The 21832-nt window shown below is 67.5% G+C and carries 15 protein-coding genes; 10 read left to right on the top strand and 5 right to left on the bottom strand.

From position 1 onward, the window contains the following. Positions 1 to 98: 98 nt before the first annotated feature. From ACE3SG_RS22885 to ACE3SG_RS22875, 3 genes are read right to left on the bottom strand one after another with little or no spacing between them, the layout of a single operon-like run. Positions 99 to 1631 (bottom strand): ammonium transporter, encoded by a 1533-nt coding sequence (locus ACE3SG_RS22885; protein WP_374568535.1) that lies wholly within the window; start codon positions 1629 to 1631, stop codon positions 99 to 101. A 23-nt stretch (positions 1632 to 1654) separates the two neighbouring features. Further along, positions 1655 to 1993, bottom strand: coding sequence for a P-II family nitrogen regulator (locus ACE3SG_RS22880; protein ID WP_374568534.1), 339 nt, complete (start codon positions 1991 to 1993; stop codon positions 1655 to 1657). Positions 1994 to 2018: 25 nt separating this feature from the next. After that, positions 2019 to 2747, bottom strand: coding sequence for a TorF family putative porin (locus tag ACE3SG_RS22875; protein WP_374568533.1), 729 nt, complete (start codon positions 2745 to 2747; stop codon positions 2019 to 2021). Positions 2748 to 3031: 284 nt separating this feature from the next. On the opposite strand from ACE3SG_RS22875, the gene ACE3SG_RS22870 reads away from it, so the two are divergent. Beyond that, positions 3032 to 4570 (top strand): YifB family Mg chelatase-like AAA ATPase, encoded by a 1539-nt coding sequence (locus tag ACE3SG_RS22870; RefSeq protein WP_374568532.1) that lies wholly within the window; start codon positions 3032 to 3034, stop codon positions 4568 to 4570. Here ACE3SG_RS22870 and ACE3SG_RS22865 read toward each other — a convergent pair whose 3' ends face one another. Then, entirely contained in the window at positions 4571 to 5566 is a 996-nt protein-coding gene (locus tag ACE3SG_RS22865) for a hypothetical protein (protein WP_374568531.1), read from the bottom strand. It lies immediately after the preceding gene. A 31-nt stretch (positions 5567 to 5597) separates the two neighbouring features. After that, the gene (locus ACE3SG_RS22860; protein ID WP_374568530.1) at positions 5598 to 6827 is read right to left on the bottom strand and encodes a glycosyltransferase; all 1230 of its coding nucleotides are present in this window, start codon (positions 6825 to 6827) and stop codon (positions 5598 to 5600) included. A gap of 274 nt (positions 6828 to 7101) precedes the next feature. Here ACE3SG_RS22860 and ACE3SG_RS22855 point away from each other — a divergent pair, with 274 nt between their 5' ends. The 9 genes from ACE3SG_RS22855 (at position 7102) to ACE3SG_RS22815 (ending at position 21832) form a co-directional block, all read left to right on the top strand. Further along, positions 7102 to 7887, top strand: a complete 786-nt coding sequence (locus ACE3SG_RS22855) for an ABC transporter permease (RefSeq protein WP_374568529.1) — start codon at positions 7102 to 7104, stop codon at positions 7885 to 7887. Between the two features lie 10 nt (positions 7888 to 7897). Beyond that, on the top strand, positions 7898 to 8572 hold the full coding sequence (locus ACE3SG_RS22850) for an ABC transporter ATP-binding protein (protein ID WP_374568528.1): 675 nt from the start codon (positions 7898 to 7900) through the stop codon (positions 8570 to 8572). Continuing rightward, on the top strand, positions 8569 to 9666 hold the full coding sequence (locus ACE3SG_RS22845) for a capsular biosynthesis protein (RefSeq protein WP_374568527.1): 1098 nt from the start codon (positions 8569 to 8571) through the stop codon (positions 9664 to 9666). Before ACE3SG_RS22850 ends, ACE3SG_RS22845 begins: the two co-directional genes overlap by 4 nt. 5 nt (positions 9667 to 9671) lie before the next feature. After that, entirely contained in the window at positions 9672 to 11426 is a 1755-nt protein-coding gene (locus ACE3SG_RS22840) for a polysaccharide biosynthesis/export family protein (protein WP_374568526.1), read from the top strand. Positions 11427 to 11496: 70 nt separating this feature from the next. Then, on the top strand, positions 11497 to 14118 hold the full coding sequence (locus ACE3SG_RS22835) for a glycosyltransferase (RefSeq protein WP_374568525.1): 2622 nt from the start codon (positions 11497 to 11499) through the stop codon (positions 14116 to 14118). Further along, complete coding sequence (locus ACE3SG_RS22830; protein WP_374568524.1) at positions 14115 to 18209, top strand: glycosyltransferase family 2 protein; 4095 nt, start codon at positions 14115 to 14117, stop codon at positions 18207 to 18209. The genes ACE3SG_RS22835 and ACE3SG_RS22830 overlap by 4 nt, the downstream gene beginning before the upstream one ends. Further along, positions 18200 to 19186 carry a glycosyltransferase family 2 protein gene (locus ACE3SG_RS22825; RefSeq protein ID WP_374568523.1) on the top strand — a complete coding sequence of 329 codons (987 nt, stop codon included), beginning with the start codon at positions 18200 to 18202 and terminating at the stop codon, positions 19184 to 19186. Before ACE3SG_RS22830 ends, ACE3SG_RS22825 begins: the two co-directional genes overlap by 10 nt. Positions 19187 to 19212: 26 nt before the next feature. After that, positions 19213 to 20853 (top strand): sulfotransferase family 2 domain-containing protein, encoded by a 1641-nt coding sequence (locus ACE3SG_RS22820; RefSeq protein ID WP_374568522.1) that lies wholly within the window; start codon positions 19213 to 19215, stop codon positions 20851 to 20853. Between the two features lie 148 nt (positions 20854 to 21001). After that, positions 21002 to 21832, top strand: a complete 831-nt coding sequence (locus tag ACE3SG_RS22815; protein WP_374568521.1) for a sulfotransferase — start codon at positions 21002 to 21004, stop codon at positions 21830 to 21832.

Genomic DNA, 21832 nt, shown 5'->3' with positions numbered 1-21832 from the left:
TCGACAAGCCGCCCGAGCGCGGCCCGTGGGTCGCCCGATGGCGGCGTCGCAAAGAAAAAGGGCTGCCCGCTGGCAGCCCTTTGGTGGGGAGAGCCGGATTACTTGTTGTAGGCCGTCTCGCCGTGCGAGGTGATGTCCAGGCCCTCGCGCTCTTCGTCTTCCGGCACGCGCAGGCCGATGACCAGGTCGACGACCTTGTAGGCCACCACCGAGACCAGGGCCGACCAGACGACGGTGATCAGCACCGCCTTCAGCTGGACCCAGACCTGGGCCGCGATCGAGTAGGCGTCCGGCGCGACCATCGCGACGGTCGTCCAGTCGGCCACGGCGCTCGGGCCGCCCAGGTTCGGCGAATTGAACACACCGGTCAGCAGCGCACCCAGGATGCCGCCGACGCCGTGCACGCCGAACACGTCGAGCGTGTCGTCGGCCCCCAGCAGCTTCTTCAGCCCAGTCACGCCCCACAGGCAGGCGAAGCCGGCGACGAGACCGATGATCAGCGCACCACCGACGCCGACGTTGCCGGCCGCCGGGGTGATGGCGACCAGGCCGGCCACCGCGCCCGACGCTGCGCCCAGCATCGAGGCCTTGCCCTTGTGCAGCGCTTCACCGATCGACCAGGCCAGCACCGCGGCGGCGGTGGCGACGAAGGTGTTCATGAAGGCCAGGGCGGCAAAGCCGTTGGCTTCGAGCGCCGAGCCGGCGTTGAAGCCGAACCAGCCCACCCACAGCAGGGCCGAGCCGACCATCGTCAGCGTCAGGCTGTGCGGTGCCATCGACTCCTTGCCGTAGCCGATGCGCTTGCCGACCATGAAGGCGCCGACCAGGCCCGCGACCGCGGCGTTGATGTGCACCACCGTGCCGCCGGCAAAGTCCAGCGCACCCATCTGCCAGATGTAGCCGGCCTTGGCGTTCATCTGGTCGGCCACGCCGGCAGCGCCGGTGTAGGCATCGGGGCCCATCCAGAACCAGACCATGTGGGCGATCGGCGCATAGCTGAAGGTGAACCACAGCGCCATGAACAGCAGCACGGCCGAGAACTTGATGCGCTCGGCGAACGAGCCGACGATCAGCGCGCAGGTGATGCCGGCGAAGGTGGCCTGGAACGCGGCGAACACGATCTCGGGGATGACGACGCCCTTGCTGAAGGTGGCGCCGTTGGCGAAGGTGCCGGCGACGTTGTCCCAGATGCCCTTCATGAACAGCCGGTCGAAGCCTCCGATGAAGGCGTTGCCCTCGGTGAACGCCAGGCTGTAGCCGTAGATGACCCACAGCACGACGATCATCGAGAAGGTGACCATCACCTGCATCAGCACCGACAGCATGTTCTTGCTGCGCACCAGGCCGCCGTAGAACAGCGCCAGGCCGGGCACGGTCATCATGATGACCAGCAGCGTCGAGACCATCATCCAGGCGGTGTCGCCCTTGTTCGGCACCGGGGCCGGGGCGGCAGCGGCCGGCGCGGCTTCGGCCGGCGCGGGGGCCGCCGCAGCGGCCGAGGCGGCAACGTCTGCCGCAGGGGCCGTGGCCGTGGCCGCCGGCGCTGAGGCGGCGCCGTCCTGCGCCAGCGAGACCCCGGCGAAGCCCAGGGCGGCCAGGCCCAGGGCGAGGGAGGCAAGAAGTTTTCTCATGGTGCGGTTTGTCTCGGATGGTGTTAGAGGGCGTCCTTGCCGGTCTCGCCGGTCCGGATGCGCACGACCTGCTCCAAGGCCGACACGAAGATCTTGCCGTCACCGATCTTGCCGGTGCGGGCCGAGGCCTCGATGGCCTCGATCACGCGATCGACGAGCGTGTCGTCGATCGCGGCCTCGATCTTCACCTTGGGCAGGAAGTCGACCACGTACTCCGCGCCGCGGTACAGCTCGGTGTGGCCCTTTTGACGGCCGAAGCCCTTGACTTCGGTCACCGTGATGCCTTGAACGCCGATGGCGCTCAGGGCCTCACGCACTTCGTCCAGCTTGAACGGCTTGACGATGGCGGTCACCATTTTCATGGTTGTTTGCTCCTAGGTTGGGGCTTCAGAAGTTGTACTTGACGCCCAGCACCACGCCGGACTTGCCAAGGTCTTTGCCGTTCTTCGGCGACAGGTAGTCGTCGGTGTCGGTCCCGACGACGGCCAGGCTCGGCACCAGGCCCGAGAAATCTTTGCTCAGGGTCAGCGCGTAGTCGTTGTAGGCGTAGAAGCCGTTGTTGATGATGCGCTGGTGGCCCACGTGCGGCGCCAGCGTCCAGCCGTCGTAGACATCGAACGAGGCCGACAGGTCGAGGTAGCCGCTGCCCTTGCTGTCGGCAAAGCCGAACAGGTTGGTCAGGCTGTGCGAGTACTTCAGCGTGAACATCGCATAGCTCAGCGCGGCGTAGAGCTCGGTGGTGTTGGCGCTCGGGTTCAGGTCGTTGCTCGGGTACTGGTAGGTCAGCGCGCCGACGTCGAGCGTGAAGCCCTTGGCCAGCTCGCCCTTCCAGCCGCCGTAGACATCGATCTCGACGTTGGCGTTGCCGCCGGCATCGTCGATCCACTTGATCGTCGAGGCCCAGGCGCCAAGGTACAGGCCTTGGGGCAAGCCGAGGTCGACGCCGCCTTGCAGCGCCGGCTGCAGCCGGGTTTGCGAGATGCCCCGGTAACGGTAGTCGCTGACCGCGCCGATGTTGAAGGCCAGCGACGTGTCGGCCGCCTGCGCCGCGGCGGGCGCCAGCAGCGTGGCCGCCAGCATGGTGGCCAGCAGGCCCAGGCTCGTGTTTCTCGTCATTCGCGCACTCCTCAATGCAAATGGACTCCCGCCGGGTTGTTTGCAGCTTCCGTGCCATGGCCGGCCGATGGCACGGTCACAAGCGGAAACGACGCATGGCGGTGCGCAGGCCGCTGGTTGAGGTGCACCAAGAACGATCATTCGATCAAATGGGCACCAAGGCGGGGCGCGCCGGGCTCCCCCAAGCGGGGGAAGGGCATTTCCGGCGCAGCTGCGCACAATCCCGGGGACATTGGGGCCGACCGGCGATGCACCGGCGCCCTTGCCGAGGGAGGTTGTTTCGCATGTCGTTGGCTGTAGTCGCCAGCCGCGCCCTGGACGGGCTCGCGGCGCCCGAGGTCCGGGTCGAGGTCCATCTGGCCAACGGCCTGCCCAGCTTCACGCTGGTCGGCCTGGCCGACACCGAGGTCAAAGAGGCCCGCGAACGCGTGCGCGCCGCGTTGGCCGAGAGTGGCTTCGCCTTCCCCCACAACAAGCGCATCACGGTCAACCTGGCGCCGGCCGACTTGCCCAAGGAATCGGGCCGTTTCGATCTGCCGATCGCGCTGGGCATCCTGGCCGCGCAGGGGCTGCTCGACCTGCAACGGCTGAAGGGCGTCGAGTTCGCCGGCGAGTTGTCGCTCGCGGGTGAGTTGCGGCCGGTGCGCGGCGCGCTGGCCTTGGCGCTGGCCGCGCGCGAGGCGACGCCGCGCCCGACCCTGGTGCTGCCGGTGGCCAGCGCGGCCGAGGCCGCGCGCGTCGAGGGGCTGGACATCCGCGCGGCACGGCACCTGTCGGACGTGGTGCAGGCGCTGCAGCCGGCGGGCGAGGGCGAGGGCCCCCGTTGGGACCTGCCGCGCGCCGAAGCCGAGGCCGACGTTCGCGTGCCGGCATCGATCGATCTGCGCGACGTCAAAGGCCAGGCGGCCGCCAAGCGCGCGTTGGAGATTGCCGCGGCCGGCGGCCACAGCGTGTTGCTGGTCGGCCCGCCGGGCACCGGCAAGTCGATGCTGGCGCAGCGGCTGGCCGGCCTGCTGCCGCCGATGAGCGACGACGAGGCCTTGTCGACCGCGGCGCTGCACAGCATCTCGGTGCGCGGCTTCGAGCCGGCGCAGTGGCGCGTGCGGCCGGTGCGCCACCCTCACCACAGCGCCAGCGCGGTGGCGCTGGTGGGCGGCGGTTCGCCGCCGCGGCCAGGCGAGATCTCGCTTGCCCATGGCGGCGTCCTGTTCCTCGACGAACTGCCCGAATTTCCACGCGCCGCCCTCGAAGCGCTGCGTGAGCCGTTGGAGACCGGCCAGATCACGATCTCGCGTGCGGCCCGGCAGGCGCAGTACCCGGCGCGTTTCCAGCTGGTGGCGGCGATGAACCCGTGCCCTTGCGGCTGGCTGGGCGCTTTTGCGGCGACCGGCAAGAACTGCCGCTGCTCACCCGAGGCGGTGGCGCGCTACCAGGGCAAGCTGTCGGGTCCGCTGCTGGACCGCATCGACATGCAGGTCGAGGTGCCGGCCATCACGCCGGCGGCGTTGATGGGCGCCGCCGACGGCGAGCCGAGCGCCGAGGTGGCCGAGCGGGTGGCGCTGGCCCGACAGCGGCAACTGCAGCGGCAGGCGGCGCCGAACAGCGAGGTGGCCGTCGGTGAGCTGGACGCGGTGTGCCGGCTGGAGCCGGCCGCGGCGCAGTTCATGCAGGCCGTGGCCGGCCGGCTCGGGTGGTCCGGCCGCAGCCTGCACCGGGTGATGAAGCTCAGCCGCACGATCGCCGACCTGGCCGGCGCCGACGAGGTCAACGTTGCTGCCGTTGCCGAGGCGGTGCAGTACCGCCGCGCGCTGCCGGAGAGCTGATCAGCCGAAGCGGGCGCGCGCCGCGGCGACGCGCTCGGCACGGCCCGCGCCATGGCCGGCCCAGTGCACGATGGCCTCGACCCAGGCGGCGGGCTCGTTGGGCAGCAGCACCCCGTCGACGCCATCGCGCACGAAGCCGTCATAGGGCGGCACGCGGCTGTACAGGCCCAGCGCGCCCTGGCGGGTGTAGTCGATGAATTTGACCGGCCCGCGTGCGGCATTGAAGACGCCGGGCAGCAGCGGCGCCAGGCCGATGTCGGCCGGCTGGCCCGCGGTGTAGGCGAGGTAGTTTTCCCAACGCATCGGGTGCAGCACCGCCACCCGCGGCAGGTCGCGAAAGCGCCGGTTCACCGGCAGCTCGCCGAACAGCTCGAAGCGGGTCTGGCTGCAGCGCCGCTGCACCTCGGCCATCACGTCGTGCAGCCACTCGATCTCGCGCTGGTGCGAGGCGGTGCCGTGGTAGACGATGCGCACGGCCGGCTCGGGCTCGACCAGGCGGCGCGGTGGCGCCAACGGCAGCACCGTCGGGCGGGCGTCGCCGTACTTGCGGGCGAGCGCCTCGGTCGCGACCCACCACTGGCTGCCCATCTGCTCGAACCAGGGGCGCTGCGACAACGCCAGCTGCCGGATCTTGCGGGCGTAGGGGCCGGCCAGCTCGGCCAGTGCCGCCGGGTCGAGCAGGTCGTCGTCGAGGAACCAGGCGAGCCCGGCCAGCTCATGCCGCTGGCGCTCGATTGCCTGCCGCCACGGGGCGTGCAGGTAGCGCTGCACGACCACGAAGTCGCCCGGCTCGATCTGGCCGGTGTGCGGCGCCTGGCGGGCATCGAGCCGGGCGATGGGCGGGCCCAGCGTGGCCAGCCAGGGCGCCAGGATGTAGTCGCCGCTGGGTGTGGCGCCTTCTTCCAGCACCAGCAGCCGGCGGGCGGCAGCGGCATCGGCCGGGGTGCCGGCCGGTGGCGCCACGCGGGCCCGGCTGCCGAGCAGGCGGCGCCACATCAGGCGGCCTCTCGGCGGCCGGCGCGGCGGCTCATACCGGTTGCTCCATCAACGTCGACAGCATCGTGCGCCATTGCGGCAGGCAGATCCGCTGCAGATCGCAGCGCTCGACCACGGTCCGGCGGGCGGCCTCGCGCAGACCGGCGTGGACGGGGCGGTTGCGCACCGCGTCTTCGACCAGCGCGGCCAGCGTGCGGTGGTCGAAGAAATCGAACAGGCTGCCGTTGACGCCGTCGTCGATGTAGTCCTGCACCGGTGCCGTGCGGCTGCCGATCACATGGCAGCCGGCGCTCATCGCCTCGAGGCAGCTCCACGACAGCACGAACGGGTAGGTCAGGTAGACATGCGCGGCAGACACCTGCAGCAGCCGCAGGTAGGCGGCATAGGGCAGTTGGCCGAGGAAGTGGACGCGGCTCAGGTCCAGGTCGGCGGCGACCTCGTCGAGAAAGCGCTGCTTCCAGGTCGTGCCGGCGGGGGCGGCTGCGCCGTAGCTGACCCCATCTGCACCGACCAGCAGCACCCGGGCGTCGGGCAGGCGGCGCTGGATCTCGGGCAGGGCGCGCATGAACACATGGTAGCCACGGTAGGGCTCCAGGTTGCGGTTCACGAAGGTCACCACCGGGTCACCGGCGGCCAGCTCGACGGGCACCTGGGCATGCGTGAAGCGTGCGGCCGGGTCGGGCCGCACGTGGTCGGTGTCGATGCCGTCGAAGATCACGTCGACCCGCGCGCGGTACTCGGCTGGCAGCCGCGACGCCTGCCAGGTGGTCGGCGCAACGCCATGGTCCATCGCCAGCAGCGACTCGATCAGCGCCAGGTTCTTCAACCGGTGCTTCATGCGCGCTTCGATCGACGGGGCGCCGAACTCCGGGTCGAAACCGAAGTCGCCGTCCGGCGTGCCGTGGAAGAATTCGAGCAGGCTGACGAGCTTGGCGCCAGGGAAGACGTCCTTGACGAACAGCGCCTCGCCCCAGCCGGGGTTGGTGATCACCAGGTCCGGCCGGTAGCCATCTTTGGCCAGGTGCAGCATCGCCGCCGCACAGGCTTCGGCGCGCAGCACCTTGGCCTCGGCTTCGCGCAGCAGCGGATGCACGTCCTTGCCGGGCCGCCGCTGCACGCCGTAGACGTGCTGGGTGACGCCGCGCGGTGGTGGGCGGTGGTGCATCGCCAGCGCATCGACCCGGTGGCCTGCCGCTGCCAGGGCAGGGGCGAGGTGGCGAAACTGACCGGGGAAGTTCTGGTGGATGAAGAGAATGTTCATGATCGCGCGAGGCGCACATTGTCGTCGGGCCGCCGGCGGGTTGTGGCGCGGCTGCCGCGCCGATGCGGCCTGCCCCCCAATTCGTGGAGGGCATGGCGCGCGGCACGGGGCACAATGGCGGCGCGAACGACAAGGCACCCGGTCTTGGCCTGGGGCCGGCCGCGGAGGGATTTGTGCTGATACTTGCTGACAGACTGCCGGGACCCCCCCCTGCCGCGTCGGATAGAGTTCCCGCTTTGCCGGCGCGCCCGACCGGCAACGCCCAACCCCGACCATGAAACGCAGTTCCTGGCAGATCGAGAAGGCCGTCGTCTTCGCGCTCATCTTGCGCGAGTTGAAGACGCGCTTTGGCAATCGCCTGGTCGGCCTGTTTTGGGTCCTGTTCGAGCCGATGGCCAACATCGCGACGATGCTGATCCTGCGCGTCGTCGTCCGGCAGCGCACCGCCGGCGTGATGATCGACACGGCGGTCTACCTAGTGGTCGCAGCGATCCCGTTCTTTATCTTTCGCAACATCTGGTTTCGAATGATGAGCGCGGTCGATGCCAATGCAGGGCTGTTCGGCTACCGGCAGGTCAAGCCGGCCGATGCGATGGCCGCCCGGGTGATCATGGAAGTCGTGATGTACACGATGATCTTCGTCGCCTTCCAGCTGATCTTTGCCTGGATGGATTACCGCTGGGCGCCGGACAAGCCGCTGGAGTACCTGGGTGTCGTCTCGGTCTTCATCATCTGGGGCATCGGGGCCGGGTTGATGTCGGCCGTCGCCGTGAAGAAGTTCCCGGCGATCAACACCTTCCTGCAATTGACCTCGTTTCCGCTGTACATCACCTCGGGCGTGCTGATCCCGATCACGACCTTTCCGCCGCTGGTGATCCAGATCCTGCTGTGGAACCCCTTGCTCCATCTGGTCGAGCTTTCGCGCTGGGCCTTCTTTCCCACGTATCACCCGCTGATGGGCGTCAATCTCGAGTACCCCCTGGCGGTGGGCCTGGCATTGCTGTTCCTCGGTGTGTCGATGTTCTTCGTCAACCGGCAGCGCGTGCTGCTGCGGTCGTGAGCGTGCCGCGATGATCGAACTGCACAACCTCACCAAGTCGTACCCGACGCCGCACGGCCGGAAGTACGTGTTCAAGGACCTCAACTTCACGCTGCCGAGCGGGTCGGGGGTCGGTCTGATCGGTCGCAACGGCGCCGGCAAGTCGACGCTGCTGAACCTGCTGGCCGGGCTCGATGCGCCCGACCGCGGCGAGGTCATCACCGACGAGCGCATTTCGTGGCCGGTCGGCCTGGGCAGCGGTTTCCAGGGCTCTCTCAGCGCGCGCGACAACGTGCGCTTCGTTTGCCGGGTGTTCGGCGCCACGGGCGCCGAGAAGCGCGAGAAGATCGAATACGTCGAAAGATTTGCCGAGATCGGCAACTATTTCGATTTGCCGATGCGCACCTATTCGCCTGGCATGAGGTCACGCGTGGCCTTCGGCATGAGCATGGCCTTCGATTTCGACTACTACCTGATCGACGAGGTCATGGCGGTGGGCGACCCGATCTTCCGCAAGAAGGCGGCGCAGGTCTTCCGGGAGAAGCTGGCCGGGGCCGGCGTGATTCTGGTTTCGCACAATCACAAGGACATCAAGGACCTGTGCAGCACCGTCGTGTTCATCCACAACGGCCATGCGACGGTGTACGACGATGTCGACGAGGGCCTGGCGGCCTTCCAGGAATTACTCAAGGCAACGCAACCATGAAGGCATCTGCATTCACGCCCCGCCGGCTCAAGCTGGCCTTGATTGCCCTGCCGATGGCGCTGGGGTTGATCTACTACACGGTGATCGCCTCGGACCGCTACACCAGCGAATCGATGATCGCGGTGCAATCGGCGCTGGTCAGCTCATCGGGCGGAGGCTCCTTCTCGCTGGGCACCGGCGCTGGGCTGATGGGCTGGCAGGACACCCTGTACGTGATGGACTACGTGCATTCGGTGACGCTGGCACAAGAGCTGGACAAGCGGCTGAAATTGCGCGAGCACTACGAACAGCCGCGCGCCGACATCTTCTACCGTCTGTGGCCCGGCACCAGCGCCGAATGGTTCTTCAAGTACTACCGCTCTCGCGTCGAGCTCGAATTCAGCGATGTGAATGGCCTGCTGACGATCCGCACCCAGGGCTTCGACCCAGAGACGGCCGAAAAACTGAACCGGGCGATCCTGGATTCGGCCGAGCGCTTCGTCAACGAGTTCTCGCACCGCATCGCGTCCGAGCAGATGCTGTTTTCGAAGGGCGAATTCGACGCGGCCGCTGTCAAGTGGCAAGCGGCGAAGGCCAAGCTGGTCGAATTCCAGACCGAAAACAAGATTCTGGATCCGATTGCGCAATCGAACGCCGCCTCGGCGTTGACGGCGGAATTGCAGGCCACCGTGGCGAGACTGGAGGCCGACCTCAAGAGCAAGCTGGCCTTCATGCAGCCCGACGCGCCGCAGATCGTGACGCTGAAGAATCAGGTGGCCGCCAACCGGGCGCAGCTCGACGCGGAAAAAGCCCGGACGACCAATGGTCAGGGCGGTGACCATCTGGGCACGCTGAACACCCAGTATCAAGCGCTGTTGCTGAATGCGGCGATTGCCGAAGACCAGTACAAGGCCGCCAACGTCGCGTTGGAAGCGGCACGGCTCGAAGCGGCACGCAAGCTCAAGAGCCTGGTCATCGTTGAGGCGCCGATCAAGGCCCAGTCGGCAGAGTACCCTCGCCGCATCTACAACCTGCTCACCTTGCTCGCGCTGTGTGCCATCTTCTATTCGGTGGTCCGGCTGATCGTCGCCACCATCCAGGAACATCAGGACTGAACGCCATGAACCGCATCACACCACGAGCCCTGATCGCGGCCTTGACGCTGAGTGCGCTGGCCAACCTGGCGCTGGCGCAGACGACGCCGCCGACAACGACGCCCGGCGGCGTGCCGCCCACCACCGGCACCACGGCGACCGCGCCGACGCCCAACACCGGCGTTCCGACTGCCGGCACGTCGGCACAGCCCCAGGCGCCGGTTCCGGTCGGTGCTCCTGTCGTGGCGCCGCCGTCCCCGGTGGCGCCACTGCCACCGACCCCCAGCTCCACCGTGGGCGCCAAGCCGATCGTCTTCGGCTCCCAGATGTTCAGCGGCCGTTTCGGCGCCGTGACCTTCAGCGGCTTCAACCCTGACTACCAACTGGCCATCGGCGACCGGGTGCTGGTCCGCCTGTGGGGCGCCACCGGCTACGAGGCGGTGCAACCGGTCGATGCCCAAGGCAACATCTTCATTCCCAACGTCGGCCCGGTGAAGGTGGTCGGCGTGCGCAACGGCGACCTGAACCAGCTGGTCGACAACGCGGTGAAGAAGGTGTTCCGCGCCAACGTGGGCGTCTATGCGACGCTGGAAGCGGCGCAGCCGGTGAAGGTCTACGTGACAGGCTTCGTGCGCGCCCCGGGCCTGTACGGTGGGTTGTCGTCCGACTCGGTGCTGTACTACATCGACCGCGCCGCGGGCATCGACCCTGACCGTGGCAGCTACCTGGCGGTGGACGTGATGCGCAACGGCAAGCTGCGCGCGCGCATCGACCTGTACAAATTCCTGCTGAAGGGCGAGATCGAGGCGCTGCAGCTGCAGGACGGCGATACCATCGTCGTCCCGCCGCGTCGTCACGCGGTCGTCGTGACCGGTGAGGTGCTGAACCCGTACCAGTTCGAACTGAACAAGCCGCAGATCACCGGCACCGAGCTGATGGCGTTGGCGCAACCGAACCCGAACGCGACCCACATCAGCATCGTGCGCTCGATCGGTGCCGAGCGCCGCAGCGAGTACCACCCGATCGAGAAGGCAGCCGAGGTCATCATCCAGGCCGGTGACGAAGTGGGTATCACCGCCGACAAGTACCCCGCGACCATCCTGGTCCGCATCGATGGTGCGCACCTGGGCGAGCGATCGTTCGTGATGCCGTACGGCGCCCGCCTGAAGGACGTGATCGCCCGGCTGAAGCCGGCACCGCAGGCCAACATGGACGCGCTGCAGCTGTATCGCCGTTCGGTGGCCGCCAAGCAGAAGGAAAGCCTCGACCAGACGCTGCGCGGCCTGGAAGTGACGGCGCTGACCGGTCGTTCGTCGACGATGGAAGAAGCCAACCTACGCAAGACCGAAGCAGACCTGATCCTGCAGTTCGTCGAGCGTGCCCGCACCATCGTGCCCAAGGGCCAGGTCGTGCTGGCCAGCAAAGAGCAGGCGCCTGAAACAGTGATGGAAGACGGCGACGTCGTCCGCCTGCCCGAGCGCAGCAACCTGGTTTCGGTCAGCGGCGAGGTTACCTTTGCCAACACGCTCGTCTACACGCCGAACTATGGTGTCGACGACTATGTCGACCTGGTGGGTGGCTACACCCAGCGGTCGGACCGCAACAAGACCTTGCTGATGCGTCCCGACGGCAGCATTGCGCCCAGCGGCACCAAGCCGGGCCCGGGCGACGAAATCATCGTGTTCCCGAAGGTCGAGACGAAGTGGGTGGAAGTGGCGCGTGGCATCACGTCTATCCTTTACCAACTGGCCATTTCGGCCAAGGTGCTGACCACCTTCTGACGGTAAGCGCCCGGCTCGGCTCGACACGGAGCGGGCCGAGTCTGGAACGGGCGGCAATGGAGGCGGCTTTGTGATTGCGGTACCCAAGCGTGCCTTCGACGCCCAGGTGATGCTGCAAAGCATCCGCCTGGTGCGGGCTGTCGGCCGTTTGTGGGGCAATCGGCAAGCGCTGCTGTCGTTCGAGATCGAACTGACGCGGCACCTGGGCTTGTTTGACCGCGAGCACTACCTGGCCCAGATCGAGCCCAGTGAACTGCGCGGCATGTCGCCGCTGCGCCACTACGTGCTGGTGGGCGATTCGGCAAACCTGTCGCCGACGCCGCTGTTCGATCTGCGCCACTATGACGCGCATTGCGGGCCGCGCCACGGCATCAATCGGCTGCTGCACTATGGCCTGGTCTCGCGTTTCCAGGGCTTGTCGCCGACACCGTGGTTCGACGCCGAGTACTACCTGCAGAGCAACCCCGACGTGGCCCAGTCCGGGCTCGACGCACTGGAGCACTTCCAGCGCTGGGGCTGGCGCGAAGGGCGCAGCCCGTTGCCGGGGGTGGACATGCGGCGCCTGCTCGGCTCGCAGCCAGGTCTGCGCGTGTCCAAGGGCAACCCGCTGTCCCTGTTCGCCACCGGTCATGTTGCGCACCACCTGAACGACAAGCAGGCCATGTCGCGTGTGATGCCGGTGGCCGCCGTCGATGCCGCCGAGGCCGACATGCTCGATCCGGCGCGCTGGGCCAGCTTGGTGCCGCGGCCGCGCACGGCCGAGCCGGTGGTTGACGTGATCATCCCGGTTTATGGCGGTGCCCAGGAAACGCTGCGCTGCCTGTGGACGGTGCTGAGTGCACCGGTCAGCACCCCGCACGAAGTGATCGTCATCAACGACGCCGGCCCGGTGCCGGAGCTGAACGCGATGTTGCGCAGCTTGGCCGGACGGGACCTGTTCACGCTCGAGCAGCATCGCCTGAACCAGGGTTTCGTCAAGACGGTCAACCGCGGCCTGCGGCTGCACCGTGACCGCGACGTCGTCATCCTCAACAGCGACACCGAGGTCTACAACGACTGGCTGGACCGCCTGATGCGCCACGCGGCTGAGCACCCACGCCTGGCGACCGTGACGCCGCTGTCGAACAACGCGACGATCTGCAGCTACCCCGAAACCCTGAGCGATAACCGACTGGGGTTGGAGATCACGCCGGCCGAGGTCGACCGCCTGGCGGCGGAGGTGAACCCGGGCAAGCACGTCACCACGCCGACCGGCGTCGGCTTTTGCATGTACATGCGCCGCGAGGCGATCCGCGACATCGGCCTGCTCGACGAGCGCCACTTCGGCCGCGGCTACGGCGAAGAGAACGACTTCTGCCAGCGCGCCATCCGGCGCGGCTGGAGCAATGCGTTGGCGTGCGACATCTTCGTGCGCCATGTCGGTTCGGTCAGCTTCAAGGGCGAAGCCGCCGAACGCACCGCCAAGGCCATCAGGACGCTGGCCAGGCTGCACCCGCACTATGAAACCGACGTGGCGCGGCACATCGCCGAAGACCCCGCCTGGGTCTACCGGGCACGGATGGACCTCGGCCGGCTGAAGCGACTGAAAGCCGACCGCAACGTGCTGCTGGTCTGCCACAACCGGGGCGGGGGCACCGAGCGACACCTGCTCGAGCAATCGCAGCAGTTGTTGGCCCAAGGCGCCGCAGCCTTCGAGCTGCGCCCATCGCATGAAGCCGGTTGCGTCGCACTGCTGCACCCCGGCTTGTATGGCCTGCAGAACCTGGCGGCGCTGCCTTTGAATGTCGACGGCATGCTCGAAGAGGCGCTGCGCGAGTTGTCGATCAGCGAGATCCATCTGCACCACCTGATCGACTTTCCGGCCGCTACGGCGCAGCACCTGATGGGCGCGGCGCAGCGGCTGGGCCTGGTGATTCGGTTGGCGGTTCACGACTACTACGCCGTCTGCCCGCGGGTCAACCTGGTCACCGCGGAGGGGCGCTACTGCGGTGAACCCAGTACCGACGACTGCAACCGCTGCCTGGCACAGGACAAGTTGATCGAGCAGACCGGCTCGATCGAAACCTGGCGTGCGCAATCGCTGCAACTGCTGGCGGCCGCCCAGCAGGTCATCGTGCCCTCGGCCGACGTGGCGCGCCGCCTGGCGCAGATGGCGCCGCAACTGCGCGTCAGCGTCGAGCCCCACGAAGACGACCCGCCGCCGCGCGAGTCGCCGCCCCTGCGCCTGGCGCCCGGCGAGGCGCTGCGCGTGCTGGTGATCGGTGCGATCAGCCGCATCAAGGGCTACGACGTCGTGCTGGGGTTGGCGCAATCGGTGCGCAACCGTGCGTTGCCGTTGAAGGTGTCGCTGCTGGGCTATTCGATGGACGACCCTCGCCTGGCCGACCAGGGCGTCGCGCTGTTGGGGCGCTATTTCGACAATGAACTGCTGGAAAAGATCAGCGCCGCGGACCCGCACGTCGTGCTGATCCCGTCGATCTGGCCCGAGACGTACTGCTACGTGCTATCGGGCGCGCTGCGCAGCGGCCGACGCATTGCAGTGTTCGACTTGGGCGCGCAGGCCGAACGCACGCGCCTGAACGACCCGCAGCACCTGCTGCTGCCGCTGGCGCTGGCCGATCAGCCCGATGCGCTGGCCGACCGCTTGTTGGCCGCCACCCAGCCGCCACAAGCCCTGCGGGTGGCGGCGTGAGCTTCTTCCGACGCCGGCCCGCGGCTGCCGCGGGCGCTGCGCCCGCGTTGGTGCGGGCGCATGTCGATTCGAATGGCCTGCTGTCCGTCAGCGGCTGGGCGCTCGGTGCAGACGGCAGCGAGGGTCGCCTCGAACTGTGGGCATGCGGCCAACAGGTGGCGGCGACGGTGCGCCGATGTGTGCGGCCCGATGTGTTGGCCCATCTTGGCTTGGAGGCAGGCGAACCACCACTTCAGCCGGGATTCACCCTCGAGGTCGAGGCAAGCGCGTGGCGAGCGCTGAACGTCGGCGACGCAGACGTTCCCGTCGAGCTGCGCCTGGACGGCCGGGCGTTCGCTACGCTGCACTGGCGCCTTGACGATGCCGTGCTGTCGCATTGGGCCCAAACCGTGCTCGATGCCGACCCGGCCACGCAAGAGCGCGACTGGCCTCACCTCAGCGGGTTCCTGACCGACGCGCAGGGCCGCCTTGAGCCGCGTTGGGCCTGGGTCGATGAAGCTTGGGCGCGGTTGGGCGGCCGACCCGGGCAGCGCGTGCGCGGCGGCATCGAGCACATGGATGCGCTGATGGTCGCCGGCTGGGTCAGCGATCCCTCCGGGCGCGGCGAACATTTCGAGGTGAGGGCTGATGAGCATGTCTGGCCGGTGACCGCGGCGCGCCATGAGCGGTTGGATGTGGCCGCCGGCTTGCCGGGTGCGAGCGCGCTGTCCGGTTTTGTCTTGCTGTGGCCCGAAGCGCTTTGGGCGCTGCTGCGTGAGCGGGACGAAGCCACGCTGCAACTGTGCGTCAACGGCAGGCCCTTGCTCTGGCCGGCCTGGCGGGCGACACGCGTGCAATGGCTGACTGAGGCTGAGGCGGCGCAGGCAAAGCTGGCCGAAGTACCGGCGCCTGAACGGCTTGAGGCAGCGGAGCGGGTGCTGCTGTGGCGCCAGCGCACTGCGGTGATGCTCGGCAACGAGGTGGGATCGAAATCCCAGCTTGCGGACAGCGCTGCGGGAGTGCCGGACGACCAGCGGGCGTTGTGGGTCCTGCAGCGCCGTTTCAATGAGGCGCTGGACCTTGGCCTGTTGCCAGCTTGGCATGTCGCGAGAGATCAGTGGTGTGCGCAGGTGGCCCCATCGGTCTGGCGGCGATTCGCGGTCTCGCTGGTGCCCACGTTCTGTGCCGCTGGCTTGCTCGATACCCTGCGACCGGATCTGGACGAGTCCGAGCTGGCCACGTTGGCTCACTCAGACGGAGCCTGGGAGCTGTCGCTGCTCTGGCCCGTAGCGCTGCTGGATGAGTTGGTCGCCGGGCGTCTTGACCGCAGTGCGATGCTGCTGGAGCGCATTGGCGCTGCCTTGCCGCAGGGCTGGCTGAACACCGCGTCGATCGAGGACGGTGTGCGGCGCGTGCAACGCGCTGCACAAATCCAGGCGCTGGACGATGCCGATCTGCGCCGGTTCGTTGCAGCTTTGCTGACGCTGTATACCCGTGTCGGACCCGATCGGTGGTCGCGCCTGCATGACCGTCACCTGATCGACGCGATGGTCGAGTTGCTCGCGCTCAGCCGCCAGCTCGATGATTCGTCGGTGCGCGCCGTGCGGCAGGCTGCCCTCAGCCTGTACGGAATGGTGCCCCTTTTCTGGCAGCGCGTGGCACAGCATCCTCAGGCAGAGCTCGCGATCGGCACATTGGCGCCACCCGACCTGGGCCGAATTGCGCTGCCACCCGCCACCGACCAGGGCGGTGAAGCACACCGGGCCTGGAGCGCGGCCCTGCAGGCTTTGCAGCACTTCAGCGCATGGGGCGCGGTCGATGCGGATCTGGTGCGCCGGCATCTGCTTGCACTGCAGCCCCCAGAATGGGCGCTCGACGAACTGGCTGGGGCCGACAGCCCCGAACGCTTGCGCTGCGGGTTGATGGATTCTGATTCGGCGATGGCGCTGTGGCGTGACCTGCTGCCGATGGGTCGTCGCCCAATGCGCGAGGCCTGCCTGCGCGTGCACGCGTCTGAGCAAGCCTGGCAGGATGCGGTCAGTGCGCAGGATGAGCCGGCAATCAAGGCGGCTTGGGCACGCTTGCGGCCTGATGCCTTCGCCCTGGCCCGTGCGGATGCGGGCTTCGTCGGCTTGCCGCTGCTGGCGCGTGCCTGGCAAGCGTTGCCGTCGGCTGCCCCCGGCCCGGGGGGCTTGTTCGCCCTGGCGGCCGAGTTGATGCGGACCATCGAGGATGGAGTGGCGATGGCACTGGGCGTGTTGCAGCGGCGCCGCCACGAATTCAAGGCCCCCCCCGCAGCTGTGTGTGCCATGCTGGATTGGTTGGGAGCCGCCGGCTCGGCGAAAGCGCAGCCCTTGCAGGCCGAGTTGGCCGCCATTTGGCAGGGATGGGCGGAACTGGCCGCGGCGCCGCTGCCGCCAACCGAGCTGGAGGGTTGGCGGGCAGCCGTGCCCGGGATCAGCGCGTTGGTCGTCGTACGCCAATCCGGCGCCGCCTCGGCGCCCGCCAGGGCCGCGCGCATCGCCAACACCTGGGGCCGTGAGCTCCAGGTACAAGGTGCCTCGTGGTGCCTGTGGTCAGCTGACACCGCAGCAGTGCAAGTGCCGGACGGCATACCGGTCGCGAGGCAGGCCCACTTGTTCGATCTGCTGGCCTGGCTGTTGAGCCACACACGCTTCGGCCATGTCACCTTCGTCGACGACGACGTGCATCTGGACGTGGCGGCCTTCGCCATCGACAGCGGCGCTTCTGGCCAGCACTACCACGGGCTGATCCATGAGCAGCCGTCGCTGTGGCCCGGTGAGCTGCCTGCCGTCCGCTTCGTCGACCCGGGCCTGGGGATGACGCTGTCGCGCGCCGCCGTGGCGTCGGCCTTGCGCCTGGCCGTGAGCCGGCGAGGGGTGGGGCTGCGCCACGCCTACCCTGACGAGGCGGTCTGGCTGGCGCAGTTGCTGGCCCTGGCGCATCTGTATCCGTCCGATGAAGGGCATGCGGTTCACCTGCGCCGGCCCCCGGAAGGCGGGCAGGAGCCTGCGCTGTTCCACAATCTTTGCTGGCCTGCTCCGGGCCGGGCAGTGGTGCTCACCACCGTCGGCGACGACGAGGGCTTGTCGCGCTTGTACCCGGCAGCCAACGACACGCCGATATCGCCGCCCCGGATTTGGCCCCCCGACCAGCCACCTCGGCTGCCAGGCGGTGCCTTGCCTTCGCAGCAACTGGTCCACCTTGGTGGGCCGGCCGCGCCTGCGGACGCGGGCTCACCCTGCGTGATCGCCGTTGCACGCAACGAGCGGGTCATGCTGCCGCACTTCCTGGCTCACTACCGTCGACTGGGTGTGCGGCGCTTCGTGATTGCCGACAACCTGTCGACCGACGGTTCGCGCGAGTACCTGCTTGGAGAGCCGGATGTCTGCCTGTACTCGGTCGACACGCCTTACCGTGCCTCGCATTTCGGTGTGGCGTGGCAGTCTGCAATGCTCACCGCTCATGCGCAGCGCTGTTGGGCGCTCGTGGCCGACATCGACGAGCTTCTGGTCTGGTCGGGCTGCGAGTCAGAAGGGTTGGATGGGCTGTGTGCCCGCCTGGATCGCCAAGGCCATGATGCCGCGCTGGCGCTGATGGTCGACATGTATCCGCAGGGCACGCTGGACGAGGCAGACTTTGGGGCGGGCGAACCGTTCGACGTGGCGCCGTGGTTCGATGCCCAGCCGGTGCGGCCCTGGCGCATCGGTTCGGGCAGCTATTCGAACGGCATCACCTGTGTCAGCGCCGTACGCCATCGCCTGCTGCCTGATTCGCCGCCCAATCACTACACGGCGCAGAAACTGCCGCTGATGCGATGCCACGCAGGTGTGCGGCTGTCAGAGGGTCTGCACTACGCCAGCGGCCTGAAGCCGGCACCGACGCCGGTGTATTTCGCCCACTTCAAGTACCACCGTGGCTTTCGCCTCAAGGTCGAAGAAGAAGTGGCACGCAAACAGCACTACAACGATGCCGAGGAATACCGCAAATACCGCGCCCTGTGGGCCGAGGCGCGCGGCATCATGTTCGACCCGGCCGTCTCGCGCCGCTACACCGACTCTCAATCTTTCGCCGACATCCCATGGAATTGAGTCTGGACGATCTCGCCACCCGACGGCGCATCGGCCGTCACGGGGCCGAGCTGCAGCCGCGTCGGGTCGATGCGCAGGCCATCGCCAAGGCCTGGTGCATCGTCGTGGTCTGCGTTCGCAACGAGCGGCCCCGTCTGACGCGCTTTCTCGGCCACTATCGCCACCTGGGCGCCGCGCATTTCCTGTTCGTCGACAACGCGTCCACCGACGACACCGAGGCCTACCTGCTGGAGCAGCCCGACTGCTCGGTCTGGCGCGCCGAGGGCAGCTACAAGGCGTCGAACTTCGGCATGGACTGGTGCAACCACCTGCTCGCCCGCCACGGCGTCGGCAAGTGGTGCATCACCGTCGATCCAGACGAGTTCCTGCTCTTTCCCTACTGCGAGCAGCGTGGGTTGAAGAGCCTGACGCGTTACATGGACGGGCTGGAGCAGCCCGCCCTGTTCGCGCCGCTGATCGATGTCTATGGCGCAGGTCGCCTGAGTGAGACGCAGCTCACCGCCGACACCGACCCTTTCGAGCTCTGCCCCTATTTCGACCGTTTCAACCTCACGCAGCGCTGGGATGAGGGCAGCGGCAGCTTCTGGGTCCAGGGGGGTGTTCGGATGCGGCGCTTCTTTGCCGACGACCCGATGAAGGCGCCGGCGTTGAACAAGGTGCCGCTGATCAAGTGGCGGCCCGGGCTGCGCTATGTTTCGTCGATGCACCACACCAACCGACGCGAGATCAACTGCACGGTGCGCGGCAACCGCCAGGCGGTGTCGGGCGTGCTGTTCCACTTCAAGTACGTCAACCTGCTGACGCAAAAAGCGGCCGAGGAAATGAAGCGCGGCGAACACTACGACGGCAGCGCCGAATACAAGGCCTACCTCGATGCCGGTGACCCGGTGCTGTTCGACCCGGAAGTCTCGGTGCGCTTCGGCGGGACGCGGCAACTGCAGGAGCTGGGCTTCATGCAGGCCGGCGCCTGGTTTTGAGCGGAGCGCTCTTGGACTCGCGTGTCGTGACCGTTGAAGAATTCGTTGCCCTCGTTCGACGCGGTGAGAACGCCGTGTTTCGCTTCAAGGCGCATCAGGTCGACTACCTCCCGGGCGATTCCGGTGTGCTGGTGGTCACCTTTGAGCCTGCGGCCGCCACCAAGGTCGAGCCCGATCTGGACCGGCCGGTGTGGGGCCAGACCTTCTTGCGGCGACGCGGGCATGCCGTGCTCGGCGTCAAGCGTGAATCTTCTGATTGGTATCGCGACCCGGAACTGCATCGACTATTTCGCGCGCTCCAGGCTGCAGCCTGGTTCGCAGGCTTCCGCCAAGTCATGTTCTACGGGCCCTCGATGGGAGGCTACGCGGCCCTGGCATTTGCCGCCTGTGCGCCCGGATGCACCGTACTGGCCATGCACCCCCAGTCGACGCTGGCGCCCGACCGGATTTGGTTCGACCAGCGTTTCGCGGCCAGGGCCAAGCGTTGGCGAGGAGATTTCGTCGATGGCATCGACGGCGCGGCCGTCGCGACGCGGGTGTATGTGTGCTTCGACCCCTGGCAGATCAAAGACCGTCTGCACGTGCAGCGCCTGCCGCCGCACAACCGTGTGGACCTGCGCCTGCCTTATGTAGGGCATGCCACGTCCCAGTCTCTGCAGCGGTTGGGTCTGCTGGGCTCGGTCTTCGACCAGGCCTTGGCGGGTACGCTCGACGCGGCGGGCTTCAAGCGGATGGCGCGAGAGCGCGTGCGTCTGGCCGAATATCAGTTCCGTCTTGCAGAGCGGGGCGTTTGGAAACCGCGCCGGCTTCACATTCTGGGGAAGGCGTTGCAGATTGATCCGCAGCACTCTGCGGCGCTGCGCTTGCGGCATGCGCTGGTCCCGCAGGTTTCGTCAGCGGCGGGTCGTGCCGAGCCGCCGCCTCCCCGCCGTTGGCCGATGGGCATCGTGACGGCCGACCGGGTGCCGCTCGTCTACCTGAATCTGCCGAAGTGCGCCGGAACGACGATCCAGAACCACTTGCTCTACATCGCCCGAGGGCGCTACGCGGAGAACCCCGGCGACATCTACCAGCACGACGGTCTGTGCCGCAGCCGTGAGGACCGCGACGAAACGCATGATCTGATCACTCGCCAGATCCGCAGCGGCGCGCTGATCTTCACCTTCGTGCGCCACCCCGGGCGGCGCGCATACGCCTGCTTCACCGAGAAGATCGCGCAGACCGGCCGCAACAGCTTTGCCGAGGTCAGGCGCGCTCTGCAGAGCGACTGGGGATTGCGCCTGCCCGGGGTGGACGAGCCGACACCGCTGGAACTGCAACGGGAGAACTTCGAAGCCTTTCTTCGCTTCGTCGAGGCCAATCTGGCTGGCGATACCGAGATCCGCCGCGACCCGCATTGGAGCCCTCAAACCCCGATGCTCGCTCACTACCGCAAGCACCTGAAGATCGATGTCGTGGGCCGTGTGGAGGCCTTTGCGGCAGAGATGGCGGTGATCCTTCACCGTGCCGGTGTGAGGCGCATACCAGATGTACGGTGGCGGCCGTGGCGACACGCCGTGGTGCCTTACTCCTATGACGAAGTGATCACCCCGGCACTGCAGGAGCGGCTCGAACGCATTTACGAACGCGATTTCCGCCACCTCGGCTATCAGCGGGAGCCTGAGTGAACGCCCCGTCCTGACACTGCGCGGTGGCACCCGCGCCAAGGTACAGTGCGCGCCGCGGACCCGTCCTGAGCGGCACCCGCGGCGGCGCACCGGCGACGCCCGCGGAAACTGGTTCGCGCGCAACCTCGGATCCAGAAAGTCATTGGCCATGCCGGCACCCTCGTTTCTCTGCATAGGCGCCCAGAAAGCCGGGACCTCCTGGCTTTTCGTGCAACTGGCCAAGCATCCCAACGTGTGGATGCCGCCGGTCAAGGAGTTGCACTTCTTCGATCACCTGTACACGGAGCGCAACCGCGAATGGACGACCGACCACATCAGGTACGGCGTCCGGCGTGCCTTGAAGGCGCACCTGGATCGTCCGGGCGCCATCGATTGGGAATACGTCCGCTACCTCACGGACATGGCCACGCACAAGCTGTTCACGAAGCCTTGGTATTTGCGTTGCTTCGATCTGCAAGAGGCGCAAGGGCGGATCTGCGGCGATGTCACGCCCGAGTATTCGACGATCTCGATGGAGGGCGTGCAGCACGTGGCCCGCATGCTCCCGCACGTGAAGGTGATCTACATCATTCGCGATCCGGTGGAGCGGGCGCTTTCACAGTTGCGGATGAACGTGGAGCGGCGTCGCGTGCAGCCGGCGGAAAGCGTGTTGCTGAAGATGGTGGACGAGCCCGACATCGAAAATCGGGGTGACTACACCAGCTACCTTCCCCGGTGGCGCGCCTGCTTCAGCGCCGAGCAACTGCTCGTGCTGCCCTATGGCGACATCCGCACTGATCCGAAGGGCACGATGCGTCGCGTGGAGCAATTCATCGGCGCTTCGCCGTTCCAAGGCTATGCCTATGACGAACGCGTGCACGAGACTTCGAAGTTCGTGATGCCCGAAGGCGTGATCGCCAAGGTCCGACAACGCATGGCCAGGCAGTCCGCGTTCCTCGCTGCAGAGTTCGGCGCAGACTTCCTGGCGCGCACACTCTGA

The sequence above is a fragment of the Ideonella sp. genome (assembly GCF_041914305.1).
Taxonomy (GTDB): domain Bacteria; phylum Pseudomonadota; class Gammaproteobacteria; order Burkholderiales; family Burkholderiaceae_C; genus Ideonella.
Note: the sequence above shows the minus strand (reverse complement) of the source record. Positions and strands in the feature narration are given on the sequence as shown.